This is a genomic window from Ameyamaea chiangmaiensis, assembly GCF_013376175.1.
Lineage (GTDB): Bacteria > Pseudomonadota > Alphaproteobacteria > Acetobacterales > Acetobacteraceae > Ameyamaea > Ameyamaea chiangmaiensis.
Map to the genome: position 1 here is coordinate 1 of NZ_JABXXR010000036.1, position 20697 is coordinate 20697.

General features: G+C 63.2%; 19 protein-coding genes and 1 pseudogene. 11 read left to right on the forward strand and 9 right to left on the reverse strand.

Annotated elements, in window-relative coordinates; all coding sequences use genetic code 11:
* Nucleotides 1–90 precede the first annotated feature (90 nt).
* From HUK82_RS06935 to tnpC, 6 genes and pseudogenes are all read left to right on the forward strand, one after another.
* On the forward strand, nt 91–408 hold the full coding sequence (locus HUK82_RS06935; protein WP_176613268.1) for an RNA-binding S4 domain-containing protein: 318 nt from the start codon (nt 91–93) through the stop codon (nt 406–408).
* Nucleotides 409–522: 114 nt separating this feature from the next.
* Nucleotides 523–855 carry a ferredoxin FdxA gene (gene fdxA / locus HUK82_RS06940; protein ID WP_176613269.1) on the forward strand — a complete coding sequence of 111 codons (333 nt, stop codon included), beginning with the start codon at nt 523–525 and terminating at the stop codon, nt 853–855.
* 174 nt (nt 856–1029) lie between these two features.
* Nucleotides 1030–1236, forward strand: a complete 207-nt coding sequence (gene tnpA / locus HUK82_RS17695; protein WP_394367486.1) for an IS66 family insertion sequence element accessory protein TnpA — start codon at nt 1030–1032, stop codon at nt 1234–1236.
* Nucleotides 1175–1606 (forward strand): hypothetical protein, encoded by a 432-nt coding sequence (locus HUK82_RS06945; protein WP_246495135.1) that lies wholly within the window; start codon nt 1175–1177, stop codon nt 1604–1606. Before tnpA ends, HUK82_RS06945 begins: the two co-directional genes overlap by 62 nt.
* A complete protein-coding gene (gene tnpB / locus HUK82_RS06950) occupies nt 1606–1965 on the forward strand; it encodes an IS66 family insertion sequence element accessory protein TnpB (RefSeq protein WP_218061532.1) in 360 nt (119 codons plus the stop codon). Before HUK82_RS06945 ends, tnpB begins: the two co-directional genes overlap by 1 nt.
* Before the next feature lie 48 nt (nt 1966–2013).
* Nucleotides 2014–3580 (forward strand): annotated as a pseudogene (gene tnpC, locus HUK82_RS06955) (IS66 family transposase).
* Between the two features lie 62 nt (nt 3581–3642).
* Here tnpC and HUK82_RS06960 read toward each other — a convergent pair.
* From HUK82_RS06960 to HUK82_RS06985, 6 genes are all read right to left on the reverse strand, one after another.
* Nucleotides 3643–4014: a hypothetical protein gene (locus HUK82_RS06960; protein ID WP_176613271.1), complete on the reverse strand. Its 372-nt coding sequence runs from the start codon at nt 4012–4014 to the stop codon at nt 3643–3645.
* 203 nt (nt 4015–4217) lie between these two features.
* The gene (gene cyoD / locus HUK82_RS06965) at nt 4218–4550 is read right to left on the reverse strand and encodes a cytochrome o ubiquinol oxidase subunit IV (protein ID WP_176613272.1); all 333 of its coding nucleotides are present in this window, start codon (nt 4548–4550) and stop codon (nt 4218–4220) included.
* Complete coding sequence (gene cyoC, locus HUK82_RS06970; protein WP_176613273.1) at nt 4550–5161, reverse strand: cytochrome o ubiquinol oxidase subunit III; 612 nt, start codon at nt 5159–5161, stop codon at nt 4550–4552. Before cyoC ends, cyoD begins: the two co-directional genes overlap by 1 nt.
* On the reverse strand, nt 5161–7152 hold the full coding sequence (cyoB, locus tag HUK82_RS06975) for a cytochrome o ubiquinol oxidase subunit I (RefSeq protein WP_176613274.1): 1992 nt from the start codon (nt 7150–7152) through the stop codon (nt 5161–5163). Before cyoB ends, cyoC begins: the two co-directional genes overlap by 1 nt.
* A gap of 6 nt (nt 7153–7158) precedes the next feature.
* Nucleotides 7159–8082, reverse strand: coding sequence for a ubiquinol oxidase subunit II (gene cyoA, locus HUK82_RS06980; protein WP_176613275.1), 924 nt, complete (start codon nt 8080–8082; stop codon nt 7159–7161).
* Nucleotides 8083–8620: 538 nt separating this feature from the next.
* Nucleotides 8621–9397: a Bax inhibitor-1/YccA family protein gene (locus tag HUK82_RS06985; protein WP_176613276.1), complete on the reverse strand. Its 777-nt coding sequence runs from the start codon at nt 9395–9397 to the stop codon at nt 8621–8623.
* Between the two features lie 195 nt (nt 9398–9592).
* On the opposite strand from HUK82_RS06985, the gene thpR reads away from it, so the two are divergent.
* The 5 genes from thpR to HUK82_RS07010 all read left to right on the forward strand — a co-directional run bounded on the left by thpR (nt 9593) and on the right by HUK82_RS07010 (nt 15887).
* Complete coding sequence (gene thpR, locus HUK82_RS06990) at nt 9593–10207, forward strand: RNA 2',3'-cyclic phosphodiesterase (RefSeq protein WP_176613277.1); 615 nt, start codon at nt 9593–9595, stop codon at nt 10205–10207.
* Nucleotides 10208–10682: 475 nt separating this feature from the next.
* Nucleotides 10683–12914 (forward strand): PQQ-dependent dehydrogenase, methanol/ethanol family, encoded by a 2232-nt coding sequence (locus tag HUK82_RS06995; protein WP_176613278.1) that lies wholly within the window; start codon nt 10683–10685, stop codon nt 12912–12914.
* A gap of 58 nt (nt 12915–12972) precedes the next feature.
* Nucleotides 12973–14397 carry a c-type cytochrome gene (locus HUK82_RS07000; protein ID WP_176613279.1) on the forward strand — a complete coding sequence of 475 codons (1425 nt, stop codon included), beginning with the start codon at nt 12973–12975 and terminating at the stop codon, nt 14395–14397.
* Between the two features lie 172 nt (nt 14398–14569).
* Entirely contained in the window at nt 14570–15283 is a 714-nt protein-coding gene (locus tag HUK82_RS07005) for an NAD-dependent deacylase (RefSeq protein WP_212647850.1), read from the forward strand.
* Nucleotides 15273–15887: a uracil-DNA glycosylase family protein gene (locus HUK82_RS07010; RefSeq protein WP_176613281.1), complete on the forward strand. Its 615-nt coding sequence runs from the start codon at nt 15273–15275 to the stop codon at nt 15885–15887. The genes HUK82_RS07005 and HUK82_RS07010 overlap by 11 nt, the downstream gene beginning before the upstream one ends.
* A 9-nt stretch (nt 15888–15896) precedes the next feature.
* Here the strand turns inward: HUK82_RS07010 and HUK82_RS07015 are convergent, their stop codons facing one another.
* Genes HUK82_RS07015 through HUK82_RS07025 form a run of 3 tightly spaced genes read right to left on the reverse strand, consistent with a single transcriptional unit; the run spans nt 15897 to nt 20402 of the window.
* Nucleotides 15897–16616, reverse strand: coding sequence for a MarC family protein (locus tag HUK82_RS07015; protein WP_176613285.1), 720 nt, complete (start codon nt 16614–16616; stop codon nt 15897–15899).
* 29 nt (nt 16617–16645) lie between these two features.
* Nucleotides 16646–18760, reverse strand: coding sequence for a lysylphosphatidylglycerol synthase domain-containing protein (locus HUK82_RS07020; RefSeq protein ID WP_176613282.1), 2115 nt, complete (start codon nt 18758–18760; stop codon nt 16646–16648).
* Nucleotides 18761–18794: 34 nt separating this feature from the next.
* Nucleotides 18795–20402, reverse strand: a complete 1608-nt coding sequence (locus HUK82_RS07025; RefSeq protein ID WP_176613283.1) for a lysine--tRNA ligase — start codon at nt 20400–20402, stop codon at nt 18795–18797.
* Nucleotides 20403–20697 lie beyond the last annotated feature (295 nt).

Consider the following 20697-nt stretch of genomic DNA (forward strand, 5'->3'; position numbering starts at 1 on the left):
AGCCGCCGCCGCACGCCGGTCGGCACCTGTGCGATCGCGCTCGCCGGACGGCCCGTTCGCGGTGCTGGCCTCCCTCAAGGCCACCGCGAAATGAGCCGTCGCGGCACTCCCGGCGGCGACGGCTCATCGGACGGAGACGCAGGTGAACAGCGCATCGACCTGTGGCTGTGGCATGCACGGGTCGCGCGGACCCGCGCATTATGCGCCGCCATCGCCGAGAGCGGCCATGTGCGCCTCAATCGTCAGCGCGTGGAAAAGGCGCACATGCGCGTCCGCGCCGGGGACGTGGTGACGCTGCCCTCGGCGGACCGCCGCCAGGTCCGCGTGCTGGAGGTCCGCGCGATCGCCCCGCGCCGGGGAAGCGCCACAGAAGCCGCGACCCTCTATCGTGTGATCGAAGAGCCATAGCGGTACGGCAATCGCCTGTATCGGGTTGCAACCATGCCAAAAGCCCCGCATATGTGCGGCGTTTAAAGTTTCGGGCGGCGTCGTCTCGCCCCATCATCACAATCGGAGATGATCATGACCTATGTGGTCACCGAGAACTGCGTCCGCTGCAAATTCATGGACTGCGTGGAAGTGTGCCCCGTCGACTGCTTTTACGCGGGCGAGAACTTCCTTGTCATCAATCCCGACGAATGCATCGATTGCGGCGTGTGCGAGCCGGAGTGCCCGGCCGAGGCAATCGTGCCGGACAGCGACGACAGCGCCGCGTCCTGGGCCGAACTGAACGCCAAATATGCCGCCCTGTGGCCCAACATCACCCGCAAGGGCACGGCCCCAGCCGACGCCGAGGACTGGAAAGACAAGCCCAACAAGCGCGAGCTTCTGTCCTCCGAACCTCACAAGGACTGAGGCGCGCCTGCGCCGTTGCGACAAAAAGCCGAAGCGGGTGACCGCTTCGGCTTTTTTCGTGCCTGTGCGCCGGAAGGTAAGCGTCCGGATCTGACACGCTGCGGATGTTTCCGATTTGTGCCTTCATTGCCGACTCTGAATGGGCGGTGAGGATGGGTTATGGATCGTGATGCCATGTGGCGCACACGGCTGACGGAATATGCCGAGAGCGGCCTGGGTCAGAAGGCATTTTATGAGCAGCGGGGATATAGCGCCAAGGCGCTTCGGCATTGGGCCCGGAAACTGCACTTCGTTCTGCCGGGCGTAGCTGGAGCGAGGAATGGGACTTCTGACCCTCGAGCCTTCTCCCCTGGCAGTTCGGTCCTGGGGAGAACCGATTGACGGGCGGCTGCGGAGAAGCTGGACCGATGAAGGCAGGCTGGCGCTTCTTCAGGATGCCCTGCAATCGGGGATGTCGCTGGACCGCTATGCAAAGATGAACAGTCTCGCCCCGAGTGCGCTCTATCGACGGTACCATCGATTTTCGACGCAGATCGCGGAACGTCGCGATGATCCGTTGGGCGGGACGCCTGCATTCGCCAGCGTGGAGGTTCGCGACCCCGCGCCTGCCGTCACGTCGCCACCGGCAGACCCGGTTGACACCCGCACATTGGAGATTGTCTTGCGCAATGGCCGGGTGCTGCGTTTCACCGCAGGTGTCGATCTCCACGACGCCGTACGTCTGGCCAACGCGTTGGAGGCCGGAGCGTGATGAGTTTGCCGCCCAATGTGAGGACCCATGTGGCGCTCGGCTATACGGACCTGCGCAAGGGGATGGACTCCCTCGCCCTGATGATCCAGGAGGTCCTGCAGGCTGATCCCTTTGGCGGCCACGTCTTCGTCTTTCGCGGCCGCAAGGCCGGTCTGGTGAAAATCCTGTATCACGATGGCAATGGCATCTGCCTGTATCAGAAGCGCCTTGATCAGGGGGTTTTCTCTTGGCCTGTCACCCGCCCGGTCACGGGAGGTCCTGCCAGCGTCTGTCTGACGTCCGCACAACTTTCCATGCTCCTGGAAGGGCTGGAGTGGCGTGCGCCGGCTCCGTCACGTCGGATAATGCTGGCGGGTTGAGGACCTTTTGCTTGTACCGACATCCGGGGATTTCGTAGTCTTTCCGGTATGAAGATCGCGCTCGACAATTTGCCGACGGACCCGGGCCTGCTGCAAAAACTGGTCCGAGGCATGGCGTGCGTCCTGCAGGACAGTGAGATCGAGATCGGTCGTCTCAGGCAGATCATCCGCGACTTTCAGCGGGCCCGCTTCGGGCGGCGTTCCGAACAGATGTCACCCGCGCAGTTCGAACTGGGGCTGGAGGATCTGGAAGCGGACCTGGCGCGCCTGTCCATACGCCAGAGATCCTCCGTCGCCAGCATGACGGGGACGACGACCGCGGAGTGCGGGCAGCGCCGCCCGTTGCCCGAACATCTCCCCCGTGAGTGCGTGATCATCCAGACGGAGGTAGAGGCCTGCCCCCCGGTGCGGCGGCCCGCTGCACGATGCTGGCACGACGGTCAGCGAGATGCTGGACTGGACGCCGGCCTCGCTCCGGGTCTGGCAGATCCTGCGTCCCAAACGTGCCTGTCGGGCTTGTGGAACCCTGCATCAGGCCGCCGCGCCCGAGCGTCTCGCGGATGGCTGCCTGGCGACCCCAGGTCTCGTCGCCCATGTGCTGATCAGCCGGTATTGCGACCATCTGCCCCTGTATCGCCAAAGTGGAATCCTGGCTCGACATGGGGTAAACGTTTCACGCTCGACCCTCGCGGGATGGGTTGGTGCCGCCTGCTGGTGGCTTGAACCGCTGCGCGACAGGCTGATGGATCATATCCTCCAGGGCGAGCGTCTGTTCGCGGATGACACTCCGCTCCCTGTGCTCGATCCGGGTGGTGGTCGAGCGAAGACGGGGCGGTTCTGGGCCTATACGCGCGACGATCGTGCCTATGGCAGCATGACCGCTTCTGCCGTTGCATTCCGCTATGAAGGAGATCGGCGCGGGACCCACCCCGCGACGCATCTCAAAGGGTATCAGGGTATCAGGGTATCAGGGTATCAGGGTATCAGGGTATCATGCAGGTTGACGGCTATGCAGGCTTCGAAGCACTGCGGGACGGCGCAGATCCGACAGTCAGACTCGCCGCATGCTGGTCTCATATGCGGCACAAATTCTACGATCTGCACAAGACAGGCTCTCCCCTGGCAACCGAGGCACTGTCCCGCGTCGCCGCGCTTTATGCGATCGAAGCGGAAATCCGTGGGCAGCCGCCGCCTGCACGCAAAGCCGTTCGTCAGGATCGGGCCAGGCCACTGGTGAAGGCGCTGCATTTCTGGTTAAGCCATCACCATGGACTCTTGCCAGCCCGAAGACGTCTGGCCGAGGCCATGCGCTACGCACTGAACCGGTGGCACGATCTGATCCGGTTTCTCGACGATGGACGGATCGACGTCGATACCAATCCTGTCGAGCGCGCCATTTGCCCCATCGCATTGGGTCGTAAAAATGCCCTGTTCGCCGGCAGTGAGGGCGGCGCCGACCCGGTGGGCGGTCGTCGCCTCCCTCGTCGAAACCGCGAAACTCAACGGCATCGAACCGTTCACATGGCTGCGCGGCACCCTCGAAAGTATGATTTCCGGGCATCATGCCGCACAACTCGCGGATTTACTGCCGCTCAAACCAACCGGGCAGAACTGATCTGCATGTGCTTTGCAGACGTTGTGCGTGTCTGGCCCCAACTCACTGCAAGATCGCGTATTTCATGGGCAGATCCGTGCGGCGACAGTATCGAGCTCACGATCATAGGTGGCCCGTTCCGCTGCGCTCAGGAAACCTTGTTTCCGCGTGAAAACATCTGCGTCCGCACGGACCCGTTGCACATCTTTCCATAGCTGATCCGCAGTAGGTTGGCTCACTCGGCGTGCCTTACGTGCGGTGCTGATATCCGCCTGCAAAATATTGGCACGTATGGAAATATGGGCTTGCCCCGGGTCTCTGATCGTTCCGCTGAGGTCCCCGGCCAAAGAGCGTTGCTCGGCAAGATTACAGCTCGGATAGGTATTCGCCGAAGGTTCCTGCGCATGCGCAGACGAAAGACCAACAACAAGAACAATAAAACACAATATTTTCACCGATAAATCCTTTCCTACGCCGCGCAGGTTGTCGTCTCGAGGAAATATATCACGTCAAGCGTGTCGTATCCGAACGCTTACGCCGGAAGAGCGTGACCGGGCCTTTCGGCTCGAAGAGCGCGGTACTGCCCACCACCCCTCGTGCCAATAAAAAAGGGCCGCCCCGAGGGACGACCCTTTTCCACCAGAACAGAATCCCGCGCTTAGCGCGACATCATGTTGATGGCGGTGTAGTGCATGATGAACAGCGAGCCGAGGACCAGAATCCCGACGAACATCACGGTGAAGGCAAATGCCATCACATTCCACCGCTGCTCCGACGACGCGTTCATGTGCAGGAAGAAAATCAGATGCACGACGACCTGGATCGCGGCCAGAGCCGCGATCGAGAGCAGCGTGCCGCTGGGGGACAGGCTGTGGGACATGACGATGGCGAACGACGCCACCGTCAGGATCACCGCGAGAACGAAGCCGATAAGATAGGAGCCATAGCTCCCATGGCTCTCGCCCGAGGCGTTGGTATGCGCATGTGCCATCAGATCACACTCATCAGATAGACAAAGGTGAAGACGCAGATCCAGACGATGTCCAGAAAGTGCCAGAACAGGCTGAGCATGGTCAGCTTGTTCAGCAGACGCTCCGAAAACACCGTCTTGCCGGCGCTCTGGACCATCAGCACGGCCATCCAGATCAGACCGAACGTCACGTGCAGACCGTGCGTGCCGACCAGCGTGAAGAACGCTGACAGGAACGCGCTGCGATCGGGGCCGTTGCCCTCCGCGATCATGTGGCTGAATTCGCGGATTTCCAGACCAAGGAACGACAGGCCCAGCAGGAAGGTGATCGCGAACCAGCCCAGCAGCGGACCCGACTTGCCCTTGTGGGCCGAGATCATGCCAAAGCCATACGTGATCGAGCTGAGCAGCAGGATGGCGGTCTCCAGACCGACACCCTGCAGATCGAACAGTTCCTTGCCCGTGGGGCCACCAGCGAACTGGTTGCGCATCACCGCGAACACGCAGAACAGGGTCCCGAAGACGATGCAGTCCGTCATCAGGTAGAGCCAGAAGCCGAAGATCGTCGGCAGTTCGTGGTGGTGCTCGTCGTGGGCGTGGTCCGCCCCGTGCGCCATGATATTCTCAGCCATTATTCTGCTGCCTGTGCCATGATTTTGCGCGTGTGCTCGTTCTCGATACGAGCCACTTCCGACGCCGGGACATAGTAGTCCACGTCGTTGTCAGCGCTGCGCATGATGACGGTCACGATCACACCCAGCAGGCCGATCGCCGCGAGCCACCAGATGTACCAGATCGCCGCGAAGCCCAGCACGAGGCTGAAGACGCCCACGAAGAAACCGGCCGCCGTGTTCTTCGGCATGTGGATCTGCTCGTAGGTGCTGCCAGCCGCGCGGGTGTCGACGCCCATCTCCTTGTCGTGCGCGAACGCATCGAGGTCATGGACATGCGGCACAACCGCGAAGTTGTAGAACGGCGGCGGGGACGAGGTCGACCACTCCAGCGTGCGGGCATCCCACGGATCGCCGGTGACATCCACATTCTCCGGCAGCGCACGATCACGGATCGAGACATAGATCTGCATCAGCTGGCAGACGATACCACAGGCGATCAGCAGCGCACCGCCGAAGGCGATCAGCAGCCACGGATGCCAGGCGGGATTGTCGTAGTGGTTCAGGCGACGCGTCATGCCCTCGAAGCCGAGCACATACAGCGGCACGAATGCGAAGTAGAAGCCGACCAGCCAGAACCAGAAGGCGCGCTTGCCCCAGGCCTCGTTCAGCTTGAAGCCGAACACCTTTGGGAACCAGAAATTCATGCCCGCGACATAGCCGAAATACACGCCGCCGATGATGACGTTGTGGAAGTGGGCGATGAGGAACAGGCTGTTGTGCAGGACGAAGTCAGCGGCGGGGATCGCCATCATGACGCCGGTCATGCCGCCGATGCTGAAGGTGATGATGAAGCCGATCGTCCAGTACATCGTGGCGTGAAATTCAACGCGCCCCTTATACATGGTGAACAGCCAGTTGAAGATCTTCACGCCCGTCGGGATCGAGATGATCATCGTCATGATGCCGAAGAAGGCATTGACGTCGGCACCCGCGCCCATGGTGAAGAAGTGATGCAGCCACACCAGGAACGATAGCACCATGATGGCGCAGGTCGCATAGACCATGGTGTTGTAGCCGAACAGCGGCTTGCGGCTGAACGTCGAGGTGACTTCGGAGAACACGCCGAAGGCCGGCAGGATGAGAATGTAGACTTCCGGATGACCCCAGGCCCAGATCAGGCTCAGGTAGAGCATCTGGTTGCCGCCACCGTCATTGGTGAAGAAGTGCATGCCCAGGTAACGGTCAAGACCAAGCAGGCCCAGCGCCACCGTCAGAACCGGGAAGGACACCATGATCAGCACAGACGCCGTCAGGGCCGTCCAGGTGAAGATCGGCATCTTCATGAACGTCATGCCGGGTGCACGCATCTTCACGATGGTCGTGAAGAAGTTCACGCCCGTCAGCAGCGTGCCGACACCGGACAGCTGAACCGCCCAGATATAGTAATCGACGCCGACGCCGGGGCTGAACTGCGATTCCGACAGCGGGGGATAGGCAAGCCAGCCGCACTGCGAGAATTCACCGATGAACAGCGAGACGTTGATCAGGACCGCGCTGATCGTCGTCATCCAGAAGCTCAGCGAGTTCAGGAACGGGAAGGCAACGTCGCGCGCGCCGATCTGAAGCGGCACCACGATGTTGAACAGACCGGTCATGAACGCCATGGCCATGAAGAAAATCATGATCGTGCCATGGGCGGAGAAGATCTGGTCGTAGTGATGCGGCGGCAGATAGCCGGGGTTCCCGGCATAGGCCAGCGCCAGCTGGCTGCGCATCATGATCGCGTCCGCGAAGCCGCGGAACAGCATGACGAGCGCAAGCACGATATACATGACGCCAAGACGCTTGTGGTCGACCGAGGTCAGCCATTCACGCCAGAGATAGCCCCACTTGCCGTAATAGGTCACCAGACCAAGGACGGCGAGCCCAGCCACCGCCACGCCCAGGAACGTGCCGACCAGAATCGGCACATCATAGGGAATGGCCGCGAAGGAGAGTTTTCCTAACATTGTCCCTTATTCCTTCATCTGCATGTCGGACATGGCGGACTGCATATGCATCATCTTCCCCGTGGACTTATCCATGATCATGCCGTTGTTGTACTTGGCAACGATCCCGTTGAAGAGGCCGGGTTCGACGTGCGAGAAATATTCGACCGGGTTGGCTTCGCTCGGCGCGGCCAGCTTCGAATAGTCGGCATTGTCCAGCTGCTCGGACGACGCCTTGACCTTCTCGACCCACGCATTGAAATCCGTGTCGCTCATGGCAAGCGCATGGAACTTCATGTCCGAAAAGCCGCGACCACTGAAGTTCGCGGATTCACCCAGATAATCGCCGGCTTCCGTCGCCGAGAGATGGAGCTGGGTCTGCATGCCCGCCATCGCGTAGATCATCGACCCGAGGCGCGGGATGAAGAAGGAGTTCATTACCGAGTCAGAGGTGATGTTGAAGTTTACCGGGGTGTTCACCGGCATCGCGAGCTGGTTGACCGTCGCGATCCCCTGGTCGGGGTAGATGAACAGCCACTTCCAGTCGAGTGCGACGACTTCGACGTTCAGCGGCTTAGCCGAGGCGCCTTCCGGAAGAGGCTTGTAGGGGTCGAGCGAATGGCAGGTCTGGTAGGTGATCACGCCCAGGAACAGGATGATGATGCTGGGAATGGTCCAGACGGCCACTTCGATCTTGTTCGAATGCGACCACTTCGGCAGATACTCTGACGTCCGGTTGCCCGCGCGATACTGCCACGCGAAAACCAGGGTCATGATGCAGACCGGAACCACGACCAGCAACATCGCGATGGTCGAGGTAATGATGAGCGACTTTTCCTGAAGCCCGATGGTTCCCTTGGGATCCATCAAATCCCAGTCGCACCCTGCCAGCAGCAGGGTTGAGCCCATACAGAGCAGGCTCGATAGTTTTGGCAAGATAGTTCTCTTCATCTCACGCCTCAATGGTTCTGACCCAAGCGTCGCTCACCCTCGTTGGCCTGCGCCGACCGCGGGCCGGCATCTGGCCGTCCCGCGTCCGTCACGCGCACAGTGTGCGGCACTCGATGTCCCCACGTACGAAAAAGGGCTCCCGTACGCGCAGTCTAAGCGCACCTCGGCATTGGCACTACGATCCATATCAACAAGGCTGCTATCTTTTTTTTGATGTGGATCACAGCATTCTGTCAGAGGGAGGCGCCATACGGGTGCAACTTTCCTTTCACAACATTCTGTCGTTGGTCGTTATTCGACCTGAACCGGATGACAGGCAACCCATCACATACTATTTCCATTTATGTCAATCTCGATTTCGTGATCTTGAAATCGTCTGCTTTTCAGTACGTTAGGGCACGAATAAGGTGATGCGGCGCGGTCGAAACATCTGTTCAAAAACGCGATAAGTCTTATTTTTACCGCAAACATCCCTGCGTCACGGACAAAAAAAATCCCGCCGGAAGGGCGGGATCTCCTTGCAAACCTGTGGACAGGTTCAATTCTCGCTGTTGTTCCGAACGCCCATGAAGGAGAGGAGGAACTGAAACAGATTGATGAAATTCAGATAGAGCGCCAGGGCATCGTAAACGCTGCGCTTGGCCGCCCCCTCCGGGCCTTCGTAATAGGCGAACTGCTGATAGGTCAGCTTGATGCGTTGCGTATCGAATGCGGCGAGGCCCGTGAACACGAACACGCCCACGATGCTGGCGAGGAACGCCAGGCCCGTGCTGCGCAGGAAGATGTTCACCACCCCGGCGATGACCAGCCCGATCAGGCCCATCATCAGGAACGAACCGAAGCCGACGAGGCTGCGCTGGGTCGTGTATCCCCACAGAGACATCCCCGCGAACATGCCCGCGGCAATGAAGAACACCCGCGCGATCGACGTGCCGGTATAGATCATGAAGATGTTGGCCATGCTGACGCCCATGGCGCAGCAGAACGCCCAGAACAGGCTTTGAACGGCCTGCCGTGACAGGCGGTTCACGCCAAAGGACATGACCAGCACAAACGCCAGCGGCGCGAAGATCGCCACCATGCCCAGCAGCGTGGGACGAACCGCAACCCCCATCCCTGTCGCGAAGCGATGAAAGAACACCTCCTGCAGCGACGTGTTGGCCACCAGCAGAGCGATGATCCCCGTCAGGGCCAGCCCGGACGCCATCCAGTTGTAGACACGCAGCATATAGGCCCGCAGCCCGGCATCGAGTGAGCCTGCATAGCCCATCGAGCCCGTACGGGCGTTGGAACGGAAATCGGGGCTGAAAGCCATAACACCTTGGTCCTTGTCCAGAAAACCGGGCAAACGCTACGGTATCAATGTGGCGTCGCACCCCGTGTGGTCAAGCGATAAGCCACGCCGAACCGGGGCCGGACACATTATATAAATGTCACCCACTGGAGACCGTCGCCCGTAGTACGCCCGTTACCGACAAACCGCTTCATCACAGCCTGACGGATCCCGCTGATGCGCCTTTTCATCGGACTCGACCTCCCGCCCCCGCTGCGTCAGGCGCTCGCAGCGCTCAGAGGCAGTGTCGAGCATGCGCTGTGGTATCCCCCCGAAAGCTACCACCTTACCCTTCAGTTCATCGGGGACATGCGCGAACGCCATCGTCAGGACGATCTCGATCTCGCCCTGACGCGCCTGCGCGGACGCGACTTCTCCCTTCGTCTGGCGGGCGCGGGCGTCGCGCCGACTCCGTCGGGCGGCAGTCGGCTCTGGCTCGGGGCCGAGCGTTCGGACGCGCTCATGGCCCTGCAGGGCCGGGTCGAGTCGCTGGTCCGCCGCGAGGGCGTGACCTGCGCGAAACGACGGTTCGCACCGCATGTGTCGCTCGGCCTCCTGCCTGTGGGCGACACGGACGGCGCCGCGCACTGGCTGCACATGTTCAGCCTGTCCCGCTTCGATCCGTTCGAGGTCTCTCGTGTCACCCTGTTCCGCAGTCACAGTGGTCGAACAGGGCCCGCTTATGAGGCACTGGCACATTACCCGCTCGACATATCCAGGCCCCATGCGGAGGTTGAGGGGCTTGACCCGCCGTTCGGCCATGAGTCGGGCGAGTCGTCTCTCTACTGCTGAAATTCCGCCGTTTTGAGGGGTGTCCTGCTGGCCGAACAAGGTCGCCTATTTATGCTTAAAAAGCATATAATCCATGCTGAATTATAGATAAAATACAACCGCATGCCTGGACAGCCCTCATCGAATACCATCATTCTATTGAAAATAAACGATTTTTAGCAGATCGGTCCGTTCCACACCCGATTCAAACGACGACCGACGCACGGACATTAATTTGTGTTCATAAACCACACAGAAACGTCAGGCGACGCCTTCCGGGTTACGGGCAATGGTCCGGCCAGATGGAGCCCCGGCCCCTTCTGCTGTCGTGCCCTCAAAACCGACGGATCTGTGTCGCCGTGATGATGCTGCATGTTCTCCCCCGCGCTCTCGACCGTCGTCGTCTGACGCCGTCCCGACCGACGCGCATGCTGAGCAGCGGGCACGCACGGGCCATGCGGGCTTCCTTCTCTTCTACCCGTCCAAGGACTACGCCATGACCTCTCCACTGTTTGGAAAGGCGCGTGCGCGCCGTGCCGTGCTTACGGCCGGCACCATCTGCGCCGCCCTTTTCCTGTCCCCCTTGTCCCCCGCCCAGGCGCGGGACGATCAGGGCGCGACCGGCGAAGCCATCATCCATGCTGATGATCATCCCGAAAACTGGCTGACCTACGGTCGGACCTATTCCGAGCAGCGCTACAGCCCGCTCGACCAGATCAATACCTCCAACGCCGGCAACCTGAAGCTGGCCTGGTACTATGACCTGGACACGAACCGCGGGCAGGAAGGCACCCCCCTGATCGTCGATGGCGTCATGTATGCCACGACGAACTGGTCGAAAATGAAGGCGCTGGACGCCGCGACTGGCAAGCTCCTGTGGGCTTATGACCCGAAGGTTCCCGGCAATGTGGCGGACCGCGGCTGCTGCGATACGGTCAACCGTGGCGCGGCGTACTGGAATGGCAAGGTCTATTTCGGCACGTTCGACGGTCGTCTGATCGCCCTCGATGCCAAGACCGGCAAACTGGTCTGGAGCGTGAACACGATCCCTAAGGACGCGTCGCTGGGCAAGCAGCGGTCCTATACGGTTGATGGTGCGCCGCGCATCGCCAAGGGCCGGGTGATCATCGGCAACGGCGGCGCGGAGTTCGGCGCACGCGGCTTCGTGTCGGCCTTCGACGCGGAGACCGGCAAGCTCGACTGGCGCTTCTTCACGGTGCCGAACCCCGAGAACAAGCCCGACCACGCGGCCTCGGACTCGATCCTGATGAGCAAGGCCTACCAGACATGGAGCCCGACCGGCGCCTGGACCCGCCAGGGCGGCGGCGGCACGGTGTGGGACTCGATCGTCTACGATCCGGTGACGGATCTGGTCTATCTGGGCGTCGGCAACCCGTCGCCGTGGAACTACAAGTACCGTTCGAATGGCGTGGGTGACAACCTGTTCGTCGGCTCCATCGTGGCGATCAAGCCCGAGACCGGCGAGTATGTCTGGCACTTCCAGGAAACGCCGATGGACCAGTGGGATTATACCTCGGTCCAGCAGATCATGACCGTCGACCTGCCGATCAACGGCCAGACGCGCCACGTGATCGTGCATGCCCCCAAGAACGGCTTCTTCTACATCATCGACGCCAAGACGGGCGAATTCCTGTCCGGCAAGAACTATGTCTACGTGAACTGGGCAAGCGGCCTGGATCCGAAGACCGGCCGTCCGATCTACAACCCGGACGCGATGTATACGCTTAACGGCAAGGAATGGTACGGCATCCCGGGCGATCTGGGCGGCCACAACTTCGCCGCGATGGCCTACAGCCCGAAGACCAACCTGGTCTATATCCCGGCCCAGCAGGTCCCGTTCCTGTACAAGAGCCAGCAGGGCGGCTTCAAACCGCACCCGGATTCGTGGAACCTCGGGCTCGACATGAACAAGGTCGGCCTGCCGGATACGCCGGAAGCCAAGGCCGCGTTCATCAAGGACCTGAAGGGCTATCTGCTGGCCTGGGATCCGGTGAACCAGAAAGAGGTCTTCCGCGTCGACCACAAGGGCCCGTGGAACGGCGGCATCGTGGCCACCGGCGGCAACGTCCTGTTCCAGGGCCTGGCCAACGGCGAGTTCCACGCCTACGACGCCACGAACGGCAAGGACCTGTACCATTTCGACGCGCAGAGCGCGATCATCGCACCGCCGGTGGTCTACTCGGTCAATGGCAAGCAGTATGTCGCAGTCGAGGTCGGCTGGGGCGGCATCTATCCGTTCTTCCTTGGCGGCATCGCTCGTACTTCGGGCTGGACGGTCAACCACTCCCGCGTGATCGCCTTCTCGCTCGACGGCGACGCCAAGCTGCCGCCGTCCAACGACAAGGGCTTCCTGCCGGTTCAGCCGCCCGAGGGCGACAAGTCGGCCGACGCGCAGAAGGGCTACTTCAACTTCCAGACCTATTGCGCGGCCTGCCATGGCGACAACGCCGAGTCGGGTGGCGTTCTGCCCGACCTGCGCTGGTCCGGCGCGATCCGTCACAAGGAAGGGTTCTATAATGTCGTCGGCCGTGGCGCCCTGACCGCGTTCGGCATGGACCGTTTCGACGCCTCCATGAACCCGACCGAGATCGAGGAAGTGCGTCAGTTCATCATCAAGCGTGCACAGGAGACCTATCAGCGCGAGGTCGACGCTCGCAAGAACGCCAACGGCACACCCGATGCCGCGTCCCTGGGGATCCAGCAGTGAGGCCCTTGGGCCTCACCATCGCTCCCTTCGCCCTTCACGCGCTTCCTTGGTGAATGTCATGAAACAGTCTTTCAAACCCGCCTATCGCAGACTTGTCCTGGGGGTGTTTGCCGCAACGGGTCTGTTTGTCGGAACCGACAAGGTTCACGCCCAGGCTGCAGACGCCGATCTGGTCAAGAAGGGTGAATATGTCGCCCGCCTTGCCGACTGCGCGGCCTGTCACACCGCCCTGCACGGCAAGGTCTACGCCGGTGGTCTCGAGATCAAGACTCCCGTCGGGGCGATCTATTCCACCAACATCACGCCTGATCCGACCTACGGCATCGGAACCTATACGCTTGCCGAGTTCGGAGAGGCCATCCGCCATGGCATTCGCAAGGACGGCAGCACGCTGTATCCCGCGATGCCCTATCCGGCCTTTGCGCGGATGTCGGACGACGATGTCGCAGCACTTTACGCGTATTTCGAGCACGGCGTGACGCCCGTCGCACAGGCCAACAAGGCCGTGCAGATCCCCTGGCCGATGTCCATGCGCTGGCCGCTGGCGATCTGGCGCATGGCGTTCGCGCCGTCGCCCAAGCCCTTCACACCGGCGCCAGGCGTCGATGCCGAGACCGCGCGCGGCGAGTATCTGGTGACCGGCGCGGGCCATTGCGGCGCGTGCCATACGCCGCGCGGCTTCGGCATGCAGGAAAAAGCGCTCGATGCTAGCGGCGGTGCGGTGTACCTCTCCGGTGGCGCGCCGATCGACAACTGGGTCGCGCCGAGCCTGCGCAATGATCCGGTCATGGGTCTGGGTCGCTGGAGCGAGGACGACATCTACACGTTCCTCAAGAGCGGCCGTATCGATCACTCGGCGGTCTTCGGCGCCATGACCGATGTGGTGGCCTGGAGCACGCAGTACTTCACCGACAGCGACCTTCACGCCATCGCGAAGTATCTCAAGAGCCTGCCTCCGGTTCCGCCGGCACGTGGCGACTACACCTATGACGCGTCGACCGAGCAGAAGCTTGCCTCCGCCAACCAGGGCGGTGACGCCGGCAGCGTCGTCTACGTCCAGCAGTGCGCCATCTGCCACCGGAACGACGGCGGCGGCGTCCCCCGTATGTTCCCGCCCCTGGCCGGCAACCCGGTGGTCGTGACCGACAATCCGAGCTCGCTGATCAACGTCGTCCTGCATGGTGGGGTGCTGCCGGCAACCAACTATGCCCCGTCGTCGGTCGCCATGCCGGGCTACTCCCACATGCTGTCCGACCAGCAGGTCGCGGACGTGGTCAATATGATCCGGACAAGCTGGGGCAACCGTGCACCGGCGAACGTCTCGGCTGCCGACGTCGCCAAACAGCGGGGTTCGGACACCGGAAGCTCGGCCTCCGGCTGGACGGCATCGGGCAGCGGCTGGTCAATCATGCATCCGCAGCCTTATGGCTACGGCTGGACGTTCTCGCCGCAGACGCATGCTGGTCACGACGAAGCGCAGTAACTCCCTCGCTCTCGCTTTGGCCTGAAAGGACCGCCGCACCCCCGGGTGCGGCGGTTTTTTTTGTAGCCGCCGGCCCCCGGCCCGTTGCGGCCGGATGTGGGTTGGACTTGCCACGGGCGACCCGCGTCACCATCTGCGTCGGACGCCCGTCACCACTCGGAGGCCTGAACGCGTGAAGCGCATCGTTGTGCTGACCGGCGCCGGTATCAGCCAGGAATCCGGTCTCGAGACCTTTCGCGATGCCAACGGACTCTGGGCCCATCACCGCATCGAGGACGTCTGCACACCTGAAGCGCTGGCCCGCGATCCTGCCCTGGTCCACCGTTTCTACAACCTCCGGCGCGCGCAACTGCGCGACGTCGCTCCCAACGCGGCGCACCAGGCCCTTGCCGAGCTTCAGGCCGCCTCCCGCGCAGGGACATGGGCAGGAACCGTCACCATCATCACCCAGAACGTGGACGATCTGCACGAGCGGGCCGGCTCCACCGACGTCATCCACATGCACGGGCGCCTGAACAGCATGCGCTGCACGGCGTGTGAGGCACGGCATGAGACGACGGGCGACACCACACCCGCCACTCCGTGCCCGTCGTGCGGACGACCCGCATTGCGCCCGGACATCGTCTTTTTCGGTGAAATCCCGCTTCATATGGAGGCCATCACGGCGGCCCTGACGACGTGCGACCTGTTCGTGGCGATCGGCACGTCGGGGCAGGTCTATCCGGCGGCGGCTTTTGTCGATCTGGTCGGCGATGCGCAGACGCTCGACATCAACATCGCGCCTTCAGAGATCAGTACGCGGTTCGACGAGACACGGCTGGGAGCGGCCGGAACTCTGGTGCCGCGCCTTGTGCGTGCGCTCATGGAGGCACAGCATGTCGCCTGATGGTGCCGCCCCGCCCTGTGCACCGACTCTGTCCGATCTGCTGGGCGAAGTGCGGGGCTGCAGGGCGTGCGCCGACCTGCCGCTCGGTCCCAGACCGCTTGTTCATGCTGCCGCCGACTCGCGTATTCTGATCGCCAGTCAGGCCCCCGGCACGAAGGCCCATCTCAGCGGCCGGTCGTTCGACGACGCCTCGGGCATACGACTGCGGGACTGGATGGGGATTGACGAGGCGACGTTCTGGGACACGCGGCTGGTGGCGATCATGCCGATGGGGCTGTGCTATCCCGGACGCCTGCCCAAAGGCGGCGACTGCCCACCCCGGCCGAACTGCGCGCCGCTCTGGCGCGCGCGCGTGCTTGCCCTCATGCCGTCAATCGAGCTCACGCTGCTGGTGGGGGCGTATTCGCAGGCCCATGTCCTGGGTCCGGGGCCGGTAGGCGAACGCGCTCTGGATTTTCGCGCGTATCTGCCACGATACTTTCCGCTGCCGCATCCGTCCTGGCGCACGGGCGCGTGGGAGGCCCGCACGCCACGGTTCCGCGCCGAGGTCATCCCGGCCCTGCGCGCACATGTCCGCGCCATCATCGAACGCGCCCGAGGCTGACGCCCTCGGCTAGAACCCGGCGTTATGGACCGTGGAGATCACGATCCCCTCGATCCCGCCGGCCAGAATCTGCACGCCGATACACAGCAGGATCAAGGCCGCAAGCCGACTGACGATACGCGCGCCAGTGCGTCCCAGCAGGGACACAAGCCGCTCGGCATAGCTGTAGGCCACCCAAATCACGATCGCCATGCCAGCAGAGGCAAGCGTCAGGCCGAAGAAAAACGCCATCATCGACTCGTGCGCCGGGCGCTCCGAACTCAGCGCGATGGCGACGGACATGCTGCCGGGTCCGACGGTGAACGGCATGGCCAGCGGGAAGAAAGCCATGTCGCGCCAGCTTTCGGCGGCGGCGGTGCGGCCGCCCTGCAACGCCTGCTCCTCCTTGCGTGCCTCGACCGCCTCGGGGGCCTGCAACAGGTTCCAGGCACGGACCGCCACCACCAGACCGCCCGCGACGCGCAGCGCATCGATCGTGATGCCGAAGAAGGCCAGCACCGCGCCACCCATCCAGATCGACACTACCAGCAGCAGGAACGAATAGAACGCAACCGCGCGTGCCAGCGCCAGACACTCCGCGCGCGTGCGGTCGGACGTGGCCTGCGCGAAAATCAACGCGGCACCGATGGGGTTGACGATCGAAAACAGCGCCGGGAAGGCCAGCAGGAACGCGCCGGAGAGGCTCCGCAGTCCCAGATCGGGCACGATATGATGGACAGACGGTGTCAACGGCACGCGGAGACCTCAGTTTGGGTCCGTTACGGAGCCGGGCCCGGACCGTGACCTTCTCTATCGCGGCGCGCGGACCCTGCCAATCCCCGCCGCGCCGCCACTTCGGCGGATTTTCGCGACTCGCGCACCATCACGTCCCGCAGGCGGGAATAGTCCTCCGCCGCGCAACATACGAACTGCTCCACCTTGCCCGACATGGGCCACGCGGTCAGCCCCATATCCTCATACGCGCGCAGCAAGGTCTTGCCGACGCGCCAGAACGCCAGACCCCGTCCTTCCTGCGCGGCCAGATCGCGCAGCTTCCAGATGGCCGACGCACAGGCCACTTCGGCGCCGGCCGGATCGCCAAGCCCGATCAAATAGCGCTCGGTGCGGCAGAACGGCAGCGCGGCGGCGGACGCATCCCCCACGATCAGACCGTTCGGCCGACGCGCGCCAAAGTCCTCCAGCGCGTGATCGAGGCCCCGATAGAGCGCATGGGCCTCCTCGTTCCACGGCCACACAAGCAGTTCGCCGCGTTGCAGAAGGCGCGCGATGGTCACCAGTCCCAGGAGCACCGACAGCACGATCGCCCAGCGGATCGGCCCCGGCGAGAACAGCACCAGTTGCCACCAGGTCGAGTCCTCGTCGGGGTGTGGACCCAGCACGACCAGTACCGTGACCGACCCCAGCAGCAGGAACAGCGCGGTCAGCGTCGCCGGGGCCAGAGGCTCGCTCAGCAGGCGCGCGCGGCGATAATAGCAGCTGCGGAACGGTGCGATCAGAAACGCGACCAGCGCCAGCAGCCCCGGCACGACCAGCATCGTCCCACGCAGCAGCGTCACCAGACACGCCAGCCCCAGAAGACCCAGCGTCGCCTTCCATGCCAGTGTCACGCGCTGCGCGAGGCCAAGGGCCAGCCCGATTAGCGCCATGCCGACCAGCGAGAGGAGGTAATCGCCCGTCACGCTCTCCAGCCACCGCAGGCCGTGCGCGCCCTGCGCATCGTCCATCGGCGCCAGAATCGCGATCGCCAGCAACATCAGGCCGCTGGCGCTGACCCCGGCCGTGGCCACGACGACGGAAAAATCGGCCTCGCTCTCGCGAATCACCTGGCTCGGCCGTGCTTTACGCGGCCCCCGCTCTGGCGCCTTCTCCCCGGCGGCACGGCGCGCGAGAGCCGCATCGCCGCGCAGGAACAGCTCGTGCCCCGCGAACATCAGGCCCGCCAGAATCAGCGGGGCGATGTAGTAAAACAGCCGGAAGATCAAGATCACGCCGATGATCTGCGCCGGCGCCATATAATACCCGAGTGCCAGCATCATCGCGCCGTCGAACACGCCCAGGCCCCCCGGCACGCTGGCCACCAGACCGGCCGTGTAGGACGCAAGATAGATCGCGATGAACGCGCCAAAACCCAGCGACACGTCCGCGGGCAACAGCACGTAGGCGATGGCTGCCGTCGCCGCCAGTTCCAGCGACGCGACGGCAGTCTGCGCGATGGCCATCCCCGTGCGCGGCAGTTCGATCACATGCCCGAACAGCTTGACCATCCGCACCCGGACTGACAGCACGACATAGGCCGCCAGACCGATCCACAGCCCACACCCGATCAGCCGCAGCCCCCAAAGCGGCACGTGCGGACCCAGCATGGGCACCGCGCCGGGTTCGAGCAGCAGGATCCCGCCGATCAGCGCGGCGGCCCCGAGCAGATAGGTGGTCGAGCAGAACGCGATGATCTGAGCGACCACGACCGACGACACACCCCAGTTGCGATACAGCCGGAACCGAACGGCAGCACCGGAAATCGCCGAAAACCCAAGGTTGTGCGACAGCACGTAGGAACAGAAGGCGGCGAAGGCGGTGCGCCGGAACGACACGCGCTCACCCACATGGATGACCGCCAGCCGGTCGTAGAACGACAAAATGAAATACGACAGAACCGTGCAGCCGACGCCCGCCAGCAGCGATCGCACCGGCATCGCGGCGATCGCCTGGCGGATATCGGCAAAGTGCAGGGTGCGGACTTCGTGCTGCATCACGCCGATGGCGGCCAGCATCAGCACCACGCCCAGCAGATGGGGTAGATGGCGCAGATAGCCGCGCCACCACTGGTCGCGCTCGGACGGCACCACGCGCGGTTCGGGGGATGATGACGTCATGACAGGGTCACTGCGTCGATCAACCGACCTGCGCCTATCCGCCGGAGACCCGCAGCACGGCGGCGTCAATCAGCGCGATGGTCTCGCTTACACCATACAGCGCGATGAAGATCCCGAACCGCGGGCCCTCCTTCTGGCCCAGAAGAACCTCATACAGGCAGCCGAACCACGCACGCAGCGGCTCGAAGCCATGACGCTTGCCGATCTCGAACACCAGATTTTGCAGCGCATCGGGCGTCGGCTCGCCCTCGAGCTGCCGCAGGGCATCCGCCAGGTCGACCAGGGCCGCGCGCTCGTGCGCGTCGGGGGCGCGATACGACTTCGCGGGACGGACGAAATCGGCGTAATAAACCACCGCATACGCAACCAGCCGGGCCAGCAGCGGCGCGTTCTCGGGCGTCGCCGACGGGTCGTAGCGCCGGATGAAGCCCCACAGCACGTCCGGCGTCTCGGCATTGGCGACCGAGGCGAGGTTGAGCAGCATCGCAAACGACAACGGGCTGCCGGCGTCCGCCGGAACCTTGCCGCCGTGAATGAAAAAGGCCGGGTTGGCGCGCAGCCACTCGGGCGTGATATCGGGCGCCGCCGCCTTTTCGGCATTGGCAAGGTATTCGTCCACGGCCTTGGGAATGACGTCGAAATACAGGCGCTTGGCGCGCTGCGGCGCGTTGAACATGTATTGCGCAAGGCTCTCGGGCGGCGCGTAACGCAGCCACTCCTCGACGGAGATGCCATTGCCCTTGGATTTTGAAATCTTTTGCCCCTGCTCGTCGAGGAACAGTTCGTAGGTCAGGCCCTCCGGCGGCTCCTTGCCCAGAATGCGGCAGATCTTGCTCGACAGCTTCACGCTGTCGATCAGATCCTTGCCCGACATCTCGAAATCGACGTCGAGCGCATACCAGCGCATCGCCCAGTCCGCCTTCCACTGCATCTTGGCCGCGCCACCGAAGACGGAGGTCTCAAACACCTCGCCCTCAGCGTCAGTCCATCGGACGGTGCCCGCGTCGGGGTCGATCGCGTCCATCCTGACCTGCATCACCTGCCCGGTGCGCGGATGGATCGGCAGAACCGGCGAATAGGTCGCGCGGCGATCCGGCCCCAGCGTGGGCGCGATGGTTGCGACGATCTCGTCATGCACTTCCAGCACACGCCGCAGCGCGGCGTCGAAGCGGCCCGACGCGTAATACTCGGTGCTGGAGGCGAATTCGTAATCGAATCCGAAGGAATCGAGAAACGAGCGCAGACGCGCGTTGTTGTGCGCCGCGAACGACTCGAACGTCTCGAACGGATCAGGGACGCGCGTCAGCGGCAGCCCCAGATGCCGGGTCAGCATCTCGCGGTTCGGCACGTTGTCGGGCACCTTGCGCAGAGCGTCCATGTCATCGGAAAATGCCAGAAGCCGCGTCGGGCGCCCGGTCATCAGTTCATAGGCCTGTCGCACCCATGACGTGCGCGCGACCTCGCCGAACGTGCCGATATGCGGCAGGCCGGACGGGCCATAGCCCGTCTCCAGCAGGGCCGGGCGCACCGCGTCACCATCCACCGCCGCGCGTTTGTCCACCCGGGCAGCCACTTTCGCGGCCTCGTCGAAGGGCCACGCCTTGGGGGGCATACGGGGTGCGGGGTTCGGAGACTGTGCCATGATCGGCGGAAGCTAGGAAGTGCGCGGCGCGTGGTCAAGCGCGCACGCGCATGCACCGACGCGTTCGCCCGCCATGCGATGCAGGGCGACAAGGCCCTCCGAACACCGTATGGTCGGTCGGATCGATGGCCGCTCCGATGTCCCCGCATGACGCGCCCGCCCTGATCGCCTTGCACGGCACCTGTTCGCTGCTGACCGATGATGGCGAGTTGCTCTCCCTTCCCCTGGCGGTGGCGCGCGCCCGGCTGCGCGGCATGCCGCCGCCGCTGGTCATTCACGGGCCGGCCACGGCGCG

Excerpts from the sequence above, each read along its gene's own strand:
- HUK82_RS06935 (WP_176613268.1), top strand. The coding sequence starts at position 91 with ATGAGCCGTCGCGGCACTCCCGGCGGCGACGGCTCATCGGACGGAGAC.
- fdxA (WP_176613269.1), top strand. The coding sequence starts at position 523 with ATGACCTATGTGGTCACCGAGAACTGCGTCCGCTGCAAATTCATGGAC.
- tnpA (WP_394367486.1), top strand. The coding sequence starts at position 1,030 with ATGTGGCGCACACGGCTGACGGAATATGCCGAGAGCGGCCTGGGTCAG.
- HUK82_RS06945 (WP_246495135.1), top strand. The coding sequence starts at position 1,175 with ATGGGACTTCTGACCCTCGAGCCTTCTCCCCTGGCAGTTCGGTCCTGG.
- tnpB (WP_218061532.1), top strand. The coding sequence starts at position 1,606 with ATGAGTTTGCCGCCCAATGTGAGGACCCATGTGGCGCTCGGCTATACG.
- cyoD (WP_176613272.1), bottom strand. The coding sequence starts at position 4,550 with ATGGCACATGCGCATACCAACGCCTCGGGCGAGAGCCATGGGAGCTAT.
- cyoC (WP_176613273.1), bottom strand. The coding sequence starts at position 5,161 with ATGGCTGAGAATATCATGGCGCACGGGGCGGACCACGCCCACGACGAG.
- cyoB (WP_176613274.1), bottom strand. The coding sequence starts at position 7,152 with ATGTTAGGAAAACTCTCCTTCGCGGCCATTCCCTATGATGTGCCGATT.
- cyoA (WP_176613275.1), bottom strand. The coding sequence starts at position 8,082 with ATGAAGAGAACTATCTTGCCAAAACTATCGAGCCTGCTCTGTATGGGC.
- HUK82_RS06985 (WP_176613276.1), bottom strand. The coding sequence starts at position 9,397 with ATGGCTTTCAGCCCCGATTTCCGTTCCAACGCCCGTACGGGCTCGATG.
- thpR (WP_176613277.1), top strand. The coding sequence starts at position 9,593 with ATGCGCCTTTTCATCGGACTCGACCTCCCGCCCCCGCTGCGTCAGGCG.
- HUK82_RS06995 (WP_176613278.1), top strand. The coding sequence starts at position 10,683 with ATGACCTCTCCACTGTTTGGAAAGGCGCGTGCGCGCCGTGCCGTGCTT.
- HUK82_RS07000 (WP_176613279.1), top strand. The coding sequence starts at position 12,973 with ATGAAACAGTCTTTCAAACCCGCCTATCGCAGACTTGTCCTGGGGGTG.
- HUK82_RS07010 (WP_176613281.1), top strand. The coding sequence starts at position 15,273 with ATGTCGCCTGATGGTGCCGCCCCGCCCTGTGCACCGACTCTGTCCGAT.
- HUK82_RS07020 (WP_176613282.1), bottom strand. The coding sequence starts at position 18,760 with ATGACGTCATCATCCCCCGAACCGCGCGTGGTGCCGTCCGAGCGCGAC.
- HUK82_RS07025 (WP_176613283.1), bottom strand. The coding sequence starts at position 20,402 with ATGGCACAGTCTCCGAACCCCGCACCCCGTATGCCCCCCAAGGCGTGG.